This window comes from Leucobacter shiyiweii, assembly GCF_052446065.1.
Lineage (GTDB): Bacteria > Actinomycetota > Actinomycetes > Actinomycetales > Microbacteriaceae > Leucobacter.
The window spans coordinates 717,678-730,510 of record NZ_CM127080.1 but is presented as its reverse complement, the minus strand read 5'-3'; the positions used below and the strand labels follow the sequence as shown (position 1 = coordinate 730,510).

Genomic DNA, 12,833 nt, shown 5'->3' with positions numbered 1-12,833 from the left:
CTCCTACTGTCGGGCGAATCGAAAACTACGCGACCGGATTGCGCAAAATGCCGATTCCCTCAATTTCGACCTCGACCACGTCGCCCGCATTGAGTGGACCGACGCCGGCTGGCGTGCCAGTCAGAATCACGTCGCCCGGCAATAGCGTGAACGCCTGAGACGCGTGCGCAACGATCTTGGCAATCGAGTGGATCAACTGAGCAGTCGAGCCGCTCTGGCGGACCTCGCCGTTAACTCGAGTCTCGATACGCGCATCGGCATAATCAAGGTCTGTTTCGATCACAGGTCCCAGCGGACAAAAGGTGTCGAAGCCCTTGGCTCTCGCCCATTGTCCATCCTGTACCTGCAGGTCACGCGCACTGATGTCATTTGCGCACGTGAACCCGTACACCACCTCGAGTGCACGTTCTTCCGGAACTTCTTTTGCGACAGCACCGATAATGACTGCAAGTTCCCCCTCGTGCTCCACACGGTCGGAGATGCTTGGGAGAACAATCGCGTCATCGGGGCCAACCACCGATGTGTTGGGCTTGAGGAAGAGCAGTGGTTCTTCCGGCGCATCGCCGCCGGTAACTTCCTTCATCTCTTCGACATGCGCAAGGTAGTTCTTGCCGATGCCGATGATCTTGGATCGAGGAATTACGGGTGCGAGAAGCTTTACATCTTCAAGCCGGAATCGACGGCCCGTGGTCTCGTAGCCAGCGACCATCGGGTCTGCGACGAGTTCAACTAGCTCAACGCCATCACCGTGCTCCGCACGGTCAAGCACTCCGAACGTGATCGCATCATCGGTACGAAAACGCGCAACTTTCATCCTTCTTTCCCCCCAGCTATGACCCGAGACACCCAGCCAAAGCGATCCTGGACAGTGCCAAACTGAATTCCGGTGAGTTCTTCGCGTAGCGACATCGTGAGGTTTCCCGGGGCGTGGTCTTCGAAATCGACGAGCGTCCCTCTCGCGCTCTCCAGCCGTGCGATTGGGGTTATCACCGCCGCGGTGCCGCAGGCGAAGGCCTCGACGATCGACCCCTCAATCACACCGGTTCGCCATTCGCTCACCGTGACTTCGCGCTCCTCGACTTCCAATCCACGATCTCTTGCGAGCTGGATAAGACTGTCGCGGGTGATCCCTGCCAGGATATTTCCGTTCAATTGGGGGGTAATCAGGGTGCCATCTGCCCGAACGAGGAACAGATTCATTCCGCCCAACTCGTCGATGGTGTCTGCGGTGTTCGAATCGGTAAAAAGCACCTGAGCGCACCCGTGTTCTTGTGCGACCCGGGTGGGTAGCAGTGATGCGGCGTAGTTGCCGCCGCATTTGGCGGAGCCGGTGCCCCCGTGTCCCGCGCGCGAGTGACTCTCGGAAAGCCAGATCGACACGGGCCGAACCCCGCCGGTGAAATACGGACCAGCCGGGCTCGCGATCACCATGAATCGGGCCCGTTCGGCGGCGCGTACTCCGAGGAAGCTCTCATCAGCGATCATGAAGGGACGGATATACAGGCTCTGGTCTGCGCCCTGCGGCACCCATTCCGCGTCCATTGCAATGAGTTCGTTAACCGCACGAACGAAGAGATCCACCGGCAATTCGGGGAGAGCAAGCCGACGGGCGCTCTCGTTCAATCGCCTTGCGTTCGCCTCCGGGCGGAACGTGACAATGTCTCCATTCGGATGACGGTACGCCTTCATGCCCTCGAAGATTTCTTGTCCGTAGTGCAACACCGAAGATGCCGGATCCATCGGAATCGGCCCGTATGGCAGCACTTCAGCGCGGTGCCAGCCGAGCTCGCGATCCCAAATGATCGACACCATATGATCGGTGAATCGCTTCCCAAATCCCGGGTCTTCAAGGATCGCGAGACGCTCGGCTGCGGGTAGCCGGTTGGCCTCAGTGTGTGTGAACGTGAGATCGGTCATGAGGTGTGCTTTCTGCCAGCCAAAGCGGCGATGCTAGTGACGCAAGTTGTCTGACGTCAGTGGGAAGTGATGCTTGCGATTATGGCATCGCCGATTGCGCGAGTGGATCGACTTGCGTCGCCTCGCGTCGCAAGATCACCCCGCACCGCCTCGCGCACGCGGTCGCCCAACACCGAAAGATCGAGATGATCAAGCATGAGAGCCGCAGACAGAATTGCCGCGGTCGGATCGGCGAGTTGCTGACCTGCAATATCGGGAGCGGAACCGTGCACCGGCTCGAACATACTGGGGAATGATCCCGTGGGATTGATGTTGCCGGACGCGGCGAGGCCAATGCCCCCACCGATCGCGCCAGCGAGATCTGTCAAGATGTCACCAAAGAGGTTGTCGGTAACTATGACGTCAAAACGTGCAGGGTCTTGCACCATGTGGATCGTCGCCGCGTCGACATGCATGTAGTCGACAGCAATTCCGGGATACTCCGCGGCAACCGACTGCACGATGCGTTGCCAAGTCGCACCAGCATGCACAAGGACATTGGTCTTGTGCACCCACGTCAGCTTTTTTCGAGGACGACGGGAGGCCATCTCGAATGCGTAGCGCACAACGCGCTCCACCCCGAATGCAGTATTGACAGAAACTTCGGTCGCAACCTCGGCGGGCGTATTCGGTCGCAGCCGACCTCCGTTTCCTGCATACGGACCCTCGGTGCCCTCGCGCACGACAACAAAATCGACCTCCCCCGGGCTCGCGAGCGTCGAGACAACCCCAGAGAACAGTCTGCAGGGGCGGACGTTTGCGTAATGGTCGAAATCGAACCGCAGCTTCAGGAGCAAGCCACGTTCGATGTTGGCGTCTTTCAGACGAGGGTCACCTGGCACCCCGCCGACCGCGCCGAACAGAATGGCGTCGTGCTCTGCGAGTCTGGCCTGCTCGTCTTCGGGAAGAGTGTCGCCCGTGCGAAGATATCGATCCGCTCCAAGGTCAAAGAACGTTCGATCGAACGATATCTCGCCCCCAGCTGCGACCGCATCGAGTACGCGATTCGCCTGCTCGATCACCTCCGGCCCAATACCGTCGCCGGGAATCACTGCAAGCCGAATACTGCGGGTCACTAGGGCTCCTTTTCGCCTATTTTTTCAGTGCAAATCTCCGCACTGAAGCTCTACCTAGCCTACTCCCGCGCCTGAGGCCTGTAAGCTGTTGATCGCTCGCGCGAGTGGCGGAATTGGCAGACGCGCTGGATTTAGGTTCCAGTACTCTCGGGTGTGGGGGTTCAAGTCCCCCCTCGCGCACCGTTTACGATTTAAGAATTTACCGTTCACCATCCCTCGGTGAGCACCCGATCAAGCGCAGCCACCACGAAGTCGGCGCTCTCTGCACTCAGCGTCAGCGGCGGCTTGACCTTTAACACATTCGAACGCTCGGAAGTCGTGAGCACGATTACTCCGAGCTCACGCAGCCGTTCGCAGGTCGCCGCGGCTTCCTGGGTCGCGGGTTCCAGCGTCTCGCGATCACGCACCAGTTCGACCCCCAAATAGAGGCCCTCGCCGTGGATCGGCCCAACGATCTGGTGCTTTTCGGCGAGCGCACGGAAGCCGGCCGCAAGGCGACCTCCGACAACGCGCGCATTCTCCTGCAGTCCCTCATCACGCATCGCATCGAGCACCGCGATACCCACCCGGCAACTCAGCGGGTTTCCGCCGGCGGAGGAAAAGAACTGGCCCTGGGTGGCGAGGGCATCGGCAACCCGTTTGGAGGTGATGACGCCCCCGATCGGAAAACCATTGCCCATTGGCTTCGCGATGGTCACGATGTCGGGAACGACTCCCGACTGCTCGAAGCCCCAAAAGCTTGACCCCATCCGACCAAAGCCCACCTGCACCTCATCGGCGATACATAGCCCGCCCGCAGCTCGCACGCGCCCGTAAACATCGGCTAAGTAGCCCTCCGGAAGCAGCACGCCGCCGGCATTGCCAAGCACGGACTCACAGATGAATGCGGCGATGTCGCGACCTTCTTCAGCGAGAGCTCTCAGGTCGTCGCCGAGATCCGCCGCGTAGCTTGGCCCAGTACCTTCGCCTCGGTGGGTGCCTCGGAAACGATTCGGCACGTCGGAAACGTGGACCCATTCAGGGCGGTTCTGCAGCGCGAATGGGTTGTCGTACGCGGAGGTGGTGACAGCGTCGGAAGCCATCGTCCAACCGTGGTAAGCCTCGCGGAGGGCAACGACGACCTTGCGTCCGGTCGCTGCCTGGGCCAGTCGAAGCGCAAGATCGACCGCCTCTGATCCGCTATTGACCAGCAGCACCGTGTCGAGCCCGCTGTTCTTTGGCAGCAGGGCGAGGAGACGCTCGCTGTACTCGGCGAGCTCGCGGTACAGAAAGCGAGAGTTGGTGTTCAGTATGCGGATCTGGCGATTGACGGCATCAGCAACGCCCGGATGACCGTGGCCGATGCCGGTGACGTTATTGACCATGTCGATATACGCGCGGCCGGTCGTGTCGACCAGGTGGTGGCGCCACCCACGCTCGATCTGCATAGGTCGTTCGTAGTAGCGCTCCTGGGCAGAAGCGAAGATATGCTCGCGGCGGCGCTGCTCATCAACGGCCTCGTCGCGCTGAGCGAGCGGAGGCAGACCCAGAAGCGGGGCCGGGTCATGGGTGAACCGCTGCCACGCGGGGACGCGATCAGGATCAACGTGCATCGGGAGGACGAGTTGCCCGGCCGCCTCTGCGGCGAGGGCATCCGTCCGGAGCAAGCGCGCAGTGATTGCACGCGGCTGACCGGACTCAGCGACTGCTGCAATCCGCGCACCCGCGTGGGATTGAGTGCCCACAGCCACGCTCGGCTGCACCCCGGTAAGCCGCAGGTGCCAATCCGCACCAAGCTCAAGGGTCATTGACTCGGAGCTGACCCCAGTCACGTGCGCATTCACTGGCGCGGTCACTTCAAGCGCGGCTCCCCCGGGCACCCAGATCTCGGCGGCGGTTGGCCAAGTTGCGGCTGAGTCCACCGAATCGACAACGGTGCGGGTCAATCGGTACACCCCATAGGGAAACACCGCGGCGTGCGCTCCCGTGGCAAAAGCGCCGGTCACCAGTCGCGATTCTGCATCTGCAGCCATCCACTTCCCAGCATCGAGGCACTCAGACTCGACCCCAGGGTCGAGAATTTGTACCTCCCCCGCGAGACCTGGCAGCAGTGATTTAAGCGGAGAAGCCGCAGCGCCAGAGGGGATGCCCACCGCGGCAAGGCCAGCGCCCGCCGCGCGACCCGGCAGGTCGAGACGGGCGAGCACCAGCTCGGTAGCCTCCGCGAGCTGGACCGCGGAGGCAGCCTCAAAGATGGCCTGCTCCCCAGCGACACGGTCCCGTGCGTAAGCGTTGTCGCCGTCAATCTCGAGCTGTCGCCAGCCGCTCGCAACGAGCACCGTCGCGCGAAGCACAATCAAGGGCCAGAGCGCGCGGGCCTCGGCCGCAGACAGTGGGGCCGCGCTGTGGAACGCCGCAATCGTTTCGAGCGCCCGAAGCGGCCGCGCGGGTTCGTGATGCAGCATCGAGGCCACCGTGACCGCGAGTTCCGCCACGCGCCACCCGTAAGCGAGGTCGCCGAGATCGAGCACCGTATGCGGATGTAGCCGCGCGTCCTCCCCGCGACGTCCCATGACGTTGTCGTCGGTAAGATCTCCGTGAATCGCTTGCACGGGGAGCGCGTCGGCGACCTGTGCCAGCTCATGCTGAGCACCCTGAGCTGCAGCCAGCACACGCGCGCGCAGCGCGTGGTCCCGTATCGAACCAGCTAGCTTCAGGGTCTCAGCGTGCGCCACGCGCATGTCCCACATGTGTGCGCGGTCAAGCCCCGGATGGCTCAGTCCTTCCAGCGCCCGCACCGAGGCTGCGGCGAGCGCGCCGAATTCCGCAAGCACCACTGGAGCAAAGTAGCCGTGGTCGACCATGGCCTCACCCGGGGCGAATTCGCTGCGCCGCACGGCGAAACCGTCATAACGTTGGGTGAGGGCTCCATTGAGCCCAGGTAACACCGAGGCGACTGCGACACCGGCCGCACGATATGCCTCGAGCGCTGCGTGCTGACCGTCACGAGCGGCATCACCAAAAATCGGGTTGTCGATCCTGAGTACACTGCGGCTGCCATCTGCCTCTTCAAGCAAGAAGTTGCGATCCTGGTTGCTCCCCAACTCGCTTGCGACTGCGCTCAGCCCGTAGAGTTCGCGGGCGATGCGCTCCGCATCGGCCTCGGTCACGGCGGGGCGGATCAGCCCGCCGGTGGTCTGCTCGGACATAGCGTGTTCCTTACTTGAATACTCGTTACTTCGTTGTGAGCTTCTGAATTGCTGGAGCGAGTGCAGTGAATGCGCGTCGCCGATGTGACGCTGCATCCTTCTCCTCCGGGCTCAATTCTGCGGCCGATCGTGTCTCCCCCTCGGGCAGGAAGACTGGGTCGTAGCCGAAGCCACCTGCCCCTGCGGGCTCACGGAGAATCGACCCGGGCCATTCGCCGCGCGCCACCGATTCAGTCCCCCCGGGGATCGCGAGCGCTGCAGCGCACACGAACTCGGCCCTGCGATGTTCGACAGCGAGGTCCCCGAGCTGCCACAGGAGGAGATCCACATTCGCTGTATCGCTGCGGGCGGGGCCAGCCCACCTGGCAGAAAATATGCCCGGGCTGCCGCCAAGCACCCCGACGGAGATTCCCGAGTCGTCAGCGATCGCCGGCAGGCCGCTATGCAACGCGGCCGCGCGTGCCTTGATGAGGGCGTTCTCCTCGAAGGTCACCCCCGACTCCACTGGCTCTGGCCCGTCGTACCCGATGAGCTCGATGCCGGGCACAAGAGGCGCCAAGACTCTCCGCAGCTCCTCGAGCTTGTGGGTATTGTGCGAGGCGAGCACGACTCGGGTGCTCACACTGCACCTTCCAGGGCCGCCCGCTGAATCTCGCGCAACTCAGCCGTCGAGACCAGCGCCAGGTCGAGCAGCGCGTCGAGCTCGGTACGGTTGAATGGCGCGCCCTCCGCGGTACCCTGCACCTCGATGAAATCGCCAGATCCGGTAACGACCACATTCATGTCAGTCTCGGCACGCACATCTTCCACGTAGGCCAGGTCACTCATCGGCACGCCGTCAATGATCCCGACCGATACCGCCGCCACGCTGTCGGTGAGGGGCACGGACTTCCTCGCGATGTGCCCCGCGGCTCGCGCCCACTGAATCGAGTCGGCGAGCGCGACATACGCTCCGGTTATCGCCGCGGTGCGCGTGCCTCCGTCGGCCTGCAACACATCGCAGTCGATTACGAGTGTGTTCTCACCGAGGGCCTTCGTATCGACCACGGCCCGCAAGCTCCGGCCAATCAGCCGGGAAATTTCGTGGGTACGTCCGCCGATTTTGCCTTTGACCGATTCGCGCTGCATTCGCTCGTTAGTAGATCTTGGGATCATCGAATACTCGGCTGTCACCCACCCCGTACCCTTACCGCGAAGCCACGACGGAACGCCCGGGGTGAACGAAGCGGTGCAGAGCACGCGGGTGTCGCCGAAGGAGATGAGCGCGCTCCCCTCGGCCTGCTTGCTCCAGCCGCGCTCAATGGTCACTGGGCGCAATTGCGCTGGGGTGCGCCCGTCGGCGCGGTTCATCTCACTCATAACACTCTTTCGGTTTGTCTTTCGTAACACGTGGATCAGTCGGCAATGAAAGGCCCGGAGCTGAGCCGGACAGGTGACAGCTGGGTGGATTCGCCCTTATTGTGGCAGCCGGATGGCGCCCGTGTGGAGCAGATCCACCGATTCGATGCCGATGCCGAGCATGCGCCGGGCGAGGTTGACGAACTTCACCGTGTCTGCGCCGGTCGCCTCGTATCTGAGACTCGGTTCTCCCGCCGAGGCATCGCGAAGAAGGTTTCGTTCGGTGAGCACCCGATACACCTCGCCAGCGGTTTCGATGTCGCTTGATACGAGAGCGACATCCGCGCCGACGACCTGGCTAATGGCCCCCCGCAAGAACGGATAGTGGGTACATCCGAGCACCAGCGTGTCGATGTCTCGTTCGACCAGCCCAGACAGGTACTCTCTGGCGACTTCCAGCACCTCAGGGCCGCTAGTCTGCCCCGACTCCACCAGTTCGACGAAGCGTGGGCACGCCCGAGCCGCGAGGGAAATCTCTGGTCGCATGCTGAAGAGATCGTCGTAGACGCGTGATTGGATCGTGGTCTGCGTGCCAATAAGGCCCACACGCCGGTTGCGCGTGATGGACATGGCGCTGCGCACCGTCGGACCAATCACCTCAACCACCGGCACGTCGTAGCGCTCGTGTGCGTCGCGCAGCATTGCTGCGCTCGCGGTGTTACACGCAATGACCAGCATTTTCACGCCCTGATCAACGAGCCCGTCGAGAATCTCGAGAGAGAAACGCCGCACTTCTGCGATCGGTCGAGGACCGTACGGGGTATGCGCGGTGTCGCCCACGTAGATCATCGACTCGCCCGGAAGCACATCGCGAATCGCACGGGCGACCGTCAGGCCACCGACGCCGGAGTCGAACACCCCGATTGGTGCGTCGTTAGCGGGTGGGTGTGTGCTCACCTCAACAGCCTACCGCCTGGGCCTTCCCGCACACCTGCGTCAGTGAATCCATGATCTACGGTGAAAATCGGTGAGTCCATGCGCAGTAATTCCCGCATAATGTGCCTGCGCCCCATAACCCTTGTTGGAAGCCCAGCCATAGTGCGGATGCATCAGGTGCGCCTCTCGCATGACCGCATCGCGATCCACTTTGGCCCGCACCGAGGCTGCCGCTACGCTTGCACAGTTTCGATCCGCACCCACCCTGGTGCGCACGTTCAATGGCGTTCGCAGCGCAGGGCTGAGCCAATCGTGCGCACCATCAACCAAGACCAGGGACTGCCGCACGGCCACGCCCGACTGGTGGAGGGTAAGAAGGGCCCGCCGGCCCGCTTCACCCAAGGCCCAGATGATGCCACGGGCGTCGATCTCGACGGCCGTAGCGTACCCCACCGCGCCGGCGCCCCACTCTGCCACAAGCGGTGCCAGCGCCTCTCGGCGCTTCTCGCTCAGGAGTTTCGAATCGCGAAGCCCCTCTGGAAAGGTGCACGTGCCAGCCACAACCGCGTGCACACCCACTGCGACAGGACCCGCCACCGCTCCGCGCCCAACTTCGTCAACCCCGATGACCAGCGGCACCCCCGCCGCAAAGCAGGCAGACTCAAACTCAAGGGAGGGATCTTTCGACGTCTCACCCCGGAGCATCGGCCTCGTCCACTGGGGGGTCGGTCAATCCGGAGCGTTCAGCGTTTGCAGCTTCAGCAACACCGAGGAACGTTTCAGGATAATTCCCGAGCACGCCAAAGCGTTGAAGCGGCCAATTCAGCAAGAACGCCCGACCGACGATTTCCTCCTCGGATACGAACCCCTTCCCGGGTTGATCCTGGTTGTACCGTGAGTCTCGGCTGCTGTACCGGTTATCCCCCATCACCCAGACCGAGCCTTCGGGCACAATCACATCGAAGTCAATCTCTGAGACGCGACTCGTCCCATCGGGCACCACAGCGTAGGGTTCCGTAAGCGGCACACCGTTGACCGTCACCCGACCATCGCCGTCACAGCACACCACGTGATCGCCGCCAATTCCAATCACACGCTTAATGACGTAGTCAGCGCTCGTGTCTGCGGCGAGGCCGACAGTCTGCAACAGTTGCTCGATCGGAGTGGGCGTAGCGCCAGTCACACTGATCGGAAGGTTTAGCCACCCGCCTGGATCACGGAAGACCACGACGTCACCGCGCTGCACGTCGACGACCTCCGGAACGAGTTGATTCACCAGGATCCGGTCATTGACCTCGAGCGTGCGTTCCATCGACCCCGAGGGGATGTAGAAACTGCGAACAAGAAAGGTCTTTAGCAGAAAGGACACCACAAATGCCACGAGCAAAATGATGAGCAAGTCTCGAAGAAACCGGAGAAAGCCACCGCCGCGGGTGCGTTGGGCGCTGGCAGGTACATCGGTCATGAGGCTCCGAAAGGTCGATCGACGGGCGGGATGCGAGCCCGCGAGAAGCTGTGATCCACTGTAGCGACAAGTGGATTGCCTCCACTGGGAGACCACCACACACAACAGGCTCCCACCCGGGATCGGGGGGAGCCTGTGCGCGTGTCAAGCTGGCGAATTAGAAATCGCGCTTTTCCTTGACCTTGGCCTTCTTGCCCGTGAGGCTACGCAGGTAGTACAGCTTGGCGCGGCGCACATCGCCACGGCTGACGACCTCAATCTTCTCAATCGCGGGAGTGTGCACGGGGAACTTACGCTCGACGCCGACCTGGAAGCTGATCTTGCGTACGGTGAACGTCTCGCGGACACCTTCGCCGTGACGGGAGATCACAATGCCCTGGAACACCTGGATACGTGAGCGGTTGCCCTCGACGATGTTTACGTGCACCTTCACGGTGTCACCGGCGCGGAACTCGGGGATGTCGCTCTTGAGCGACGGGGCATCGACGAGGTCGAGCTTCTGCATGATTGTCTCTCTCTGCGCCCGCCGCAAGTCGGCACGCAAATGAATAGTGGTGAAAGCTAAGTGTGATTCACGGTGTGTGCGGACCCTCGCGGCAGTGCCGCACCGTGGCACAAGTGTCTATTATGCCACAGATTCGAGGATCGGTTCGGCGTTCAGTCCTCGGGCGGAAGCAGCTCAGGCCGCACGGCGCGCGTGCGGTCGATTCGCTGTTGCTGACGCCACGCTGCGATGGCGGCGTGATTGCCACTGAGAAGCACTGGCGGAACGTCGCGTCCCCGCCACGTCGCCGGCTTCGTGAAACTTGGGTATTCGAGGAGTCCGTCTTCGTGAGACTCCTCAACGAGGCTCTCCGGGTTGCCCACGACCCCGGGCAGAAGCCGCCCGATTGCCTCAATCATCGCGAGTGTCGCCACTTCCCCACCGTTGAGCACGTAATCACCCAGACTGATGAGTCGCACACGCCCGCCTGCGGAGTACTCGTCGACCACCCGCTGATCGATTCCCTCATAGCGCCCGCACCCGAAGACGAGATGCCGTTCCGCCGCGAGTTCACGGGCCATCGACTGGGAAAATACCTCACCCGCCGGCGACGGAAAAATGATGAGTGGCGCCTGAGATCCGTTGTCTGGCTCAGCGTCAAATACACCTGGCTCAGCCTCTTGAGCGCTAAGAAGAATAGCGTCAAGCGCAGCACCCCAGGGTTCGGGTTTCATCACCATCCCTGCGCCACCACCCGTTGGAGTGTCGTCGACGGTGCGGTGCCGATCGTGGGCGAAACCTCGCAGGTCGTGCACGCGCACGTCAAGAAGCCCACGATCCTTCGCCTTACCGAGCAGCGAGAGCTCGAGAGTATCGAAGTACCCCGGAAAGATCGTGACGATGTCGATCCTCATGCGGAGCCAGTCTCGTCCCGCGAGCGCTCACCTACGACCTGACCATCTTCCGACGAGTCAGCGTCGTCTTCGGGGAGTGCTTCAAAGAGCCCCACGGGTGGCGTCACCACGACGACTCCCGCTTCGAGATCGACGCTGGGCACGATCGCTTCGACGAACGGCACCAGGACGATGCCCCCATCAGTTTTCACTGCAAGCAGGTCTTGCGCGGGGAAGTGCTGGACTTCGACCACGGTTCCCACCGACACCCCATCGCGACGCACATCGAGCCCTTTGAGCTGATGGTCGTACCAGGCGTTCTCTTCTTCGCCAGCCTCCACCGCAGCCTCATCGATCCACAGGATGGCACGCACGATGCTCTCAGCTGCTGACCGATCGGCAAGCTCCTCGAAGAAGCCCACCGGGACCCCGTTGAACCATCGGAGATCGCGCAGCACAATGGTGCGCCCAAACCACTCAGAGTCGTCGGGAACCTGCAGGTGAAATACCGCCCCCGGAACAAATCGCAGCTCTGGATTATCGGTATAGAGCTCGAGCTTGATTCCGCCTTTAAGACCGTGCGGCTTTGTGAGACGGCCAACGCGCAAGCTCCCCGGCCCTTCAGCGGGGCGGGGAGCTTGCGCGCGACTGGAAGAGTCAGGCATTACGCACTTTCGTCAGCATCGGTATCGACCACATCAATGCGCACGCGACGGCCTTCGCTCATCGCGCCGATCACGGTACGCAACGACTGCGCGGTGCGACCACCGCGACCAATGACGCGGCCGAGATCACTCGGGTGCACACGCACCTCAAGCAACTCACCACGCGCCGTGTCACTGCTGGTGACGCGCACCTCGTCGGGATGCTCGACGATCCCCTTCACGAGGTGCGTGAGCGCCGCAGCCAGCGATGCCGCCACAGTCTTACGCCTCGGTCGTCTCGGCCTCTGCGGCCTCGGCGGCGGGTGCCTCGGCAGGCACCTCAGCGGGAGCCTCAGCTGGCTTCTCTGCCTTCGGGCGCAAGACGGGCTTCTTCGCGGCGTTGACCTCGAAGACGGGCTTGGGCTCAACGGGAAGCACCTTCGACTCAGTGTCACCCTTACCGGTGAACTTACCCCAGTCGCCGGTCAGCTTCAGGATCGCGGCAACCTGCTCGGTCGGCTGCGCGCCGACACTCAACCAGTACTGCGCACGCTCACTGTTGACCTCGATGAACGAGGGCTGCTCGGTGGGGTGGTACTTGCCAATCTCTTCGATCACGCGACCGTCGCGCTTGGTGCGCGAGTCGGCTACCACAATACGGTAGTAGGGTGCGCGGATCTTACCGAGACGCTTGAGGCGAATCTTGACTGCCATGAGGGCTCCTTCACATACGTAAACGACGCCGCGCCGAACTGACGCGGAAGCCTGACGCGCAAAATGCGCGAACCGCTCAATCCTGCCACGAACTCACGTGAAACGCAATTTATGTCACGAACAGGACTTTTGCGACGGT

14 protein-coding genes and 1 tRNA gene are annotated in these 12,833 nt (G+C 62.3%); 1 reads left to right on the top strand and 14 read right to left on the bottom strand.

All coding sequences use genetic code 11. The features are described 5' to 3' along the window. Positions 1–25: 25 nt before the first annotated feature. Genes ACTNFJ_RS03505 through ACTNFJ_RS03495 form a run of 3 tightly spaced genes read right to left on the bottom strand, consistent with a single transcriptional unit; the run spans position 26 to position 3,032 of the window. The gene (locus ACTNFJ_RS03505) at positions 26–814 is read right to left on the bottom strand and encodes a fumarylacetoacetate hydrolase family protein (protein WP_435906501.1); all 789 of its coding nucleotides are present in this window, start codon (positions 812–814) and stop codon (positions 26–28) included. Beyond that, entirely contained in the window at positions 811–1,917 is a 1,107-nt protein-coding gene (locus tag ACTNFJ_RS03500) for a branched-chain amino acid aminotransferase (protein WP_435906502.1), read from the bottom strand. The genes ACTNFJ_RS03505 and ACTNFJ_RS03500 overlap by 4 nt, the downstream gene beginning before the upstream one ends. 56 nt (positions 1,918–1,973) lie before the next feature. Further along, positions 1,974–3,032 (bottom strand): 3-isopropylmalate dehydrogenase, encoded by a 1,059-nt coding sequence (locus tag ACTNFJ_RS03495; protein WP_435906503.1) that lies wholly within the window; start codon positions 3,030–3,032, stop codon positions 1,974–1,976. Positions 3,033–3,130: 98 nt separating this feature from the next. On the opposite strand from ACTNFJ_RS03495, the gene ACTNFJ_RS03490 reads away from it, so the two are divergent. Continuing rightward, positions 3,131–3,212 (top strand) — tRNA-Leu (locus ACTNFJ_RS03490). Between the two features lie 26 nt (positions 3,213–3,238). On the opposite strand, the gene ACTNFJ_RS03485 is transcribed toward ACTNFJ_RS03490, so the two are convergent. The 11 genes from ACTNFJ_RS03485 to rpsP all read right to left on the bottom strand — a co-directional run bounded on the left by ACTNFJ_RS03485 (position 3,239) and on the right by rpsP (position 12,694). After that, entirely contained in the window at positions 3,239–6,220 is a 2,982-nt protein-coding gene (locus ACTNFJ_RS03485) for an aminotransferase (RefSeq protein WP_435906504.1), read from the bottom strand. A gap of 25 nt (positions 6,221–6,245) precedes the next feature. Beyond that, positions 6,246–6,842 carry an RdgB/HAM1 family non-canonical purine NTP pyrophosphatase gene (rdgB, locus tag ACTNFJ_RS03480; protein WP_435906505.1) on the bottom strand — a complete coding sequence of 199 codons (597 nt, stop codon included), beginning with the start codon at positions 6,840–6,842 and terminating at the stop codon, positions 6,246–6,248. Next, positions 6,839–7,579 (bottom strand): ribonuclease PH, encoded by a 741-nt coding sequence (gene rph / locus ACTNFJ_RS03475; RefSeq protein ID WP_435906506.1) that lies wholly within the window; start codon positions 7,577–7,579, stop codon positions 6,839–6,841. Before rph ends, rdgB begins: the two co-directional genes overlap by 4 nt. Before the next feature lie 96 nt (positions 7,580–7,675). Further along, a complete protein-coding gene (gene murI / locus ACTNFJ_RS03470; protein WP_435906507.1) occupies positions 7,676–8,515 on the bottom strand; it encodes a glutamate racemase in 840 nt (279 codons plus the stop codon). A 39-nt stretch (positions 8,516–8,554) separates the two neighbouring features. After that, positions 8,555–9,199 (bottom strand): ribonuclease HII, encoded by a 645-nt coding sequence (gene rnhB, locus ACTNFJ_RS03465; protein ID WP_435906508.1) that lies wholly within the window; start codon positions 9,197–9,199, stop codon positions 8,555–8,557. Beyond that, positions 9,186–9,959 carry a signal peptidase I gene (lepB, locus tag ACTNFJ_RS03460; RefSeq protein WP_435906509.1) on the bottom strand — a complete coding sequence of 258 codons (774 nt, stop codon included), beginning with the start codon at positions 9,957–9,959 and terminating at the stop codon, positions 9,186–9,188. Before lepB ends, rnhB begins: the two co-directional genes overlap by 14 nt. 157 nt (positions 9,960–10,116) lie before the next feature. Then, on the bottom strand, positions 10,117–10,464 hold the full coding sequence (rplS, locus tag ACTNFJ_RS03455) for a 50S ribosomal protein L19 (protein WP_435906510.1): 348 nt from the start codon (positions 10,462–10,464) through the stop codon (positions 10,117–10,119). A gap of 152 nt (positions 10,465–10,616) precedes the next feature. Further along, positions 10,617–11,357 carry a tRNA (guanosine(37)-N1)-methyltransferase TrmD gene (trmD, locus tag ACTNFJ_RS03450; RefSeq protein ID WP_435906511.1) on the bottom strand — a complete coding sequence of 247 codons (741 nt, stop codon included), beginning with the start codon at positions 11,355–11,357 and terminating at the stop codon, positions 10,617–10,619. Beyond that, positions 11,354–12,001: a ribosome maturation factor RimM gene (rimM, locus tag ACTNFJ_RS03445; protein ID WP_435906512.1), complete on the bottom strand. Its 648-nt coding sequence runs from the start codon at positions 11,999–12,001 to the stop codon at positions 11,354–11,356. The genes trmD and rimM overlap by 4 nt, the downstream gene beginning before the upstream one ends. Beyond that, on the bottom strand, positions 12,001–12,258 hold the full coding sequence (locus ACTNFJ_RS03440; protein WP_435906513.1) for an RNA-binding protein: 258 nt from the start codon (positions 12,256–12,258) through the stop codon (positions 12,001–12,003). Before ACTNFJ_RS03440 ends, rimM begins: the two co-directional genes overlap by 1 nt. 4 nt (positions 12,259–12,262) lie before the next feature. Continuing rightward, positions 12,263–12,694 (bottom strand): 30S ribosomal protein S16, encoded by a 432-nt coding sequence (gene rpsP, locus ACTNFJ_RS03435; protein WP_435906514.1) that lies wholly within the window; start codon positions 12,692–12,694, stop codon positions 12,263–12,265. Positions 12,695–12,833 lie beyond the last annotated feature (139 nt).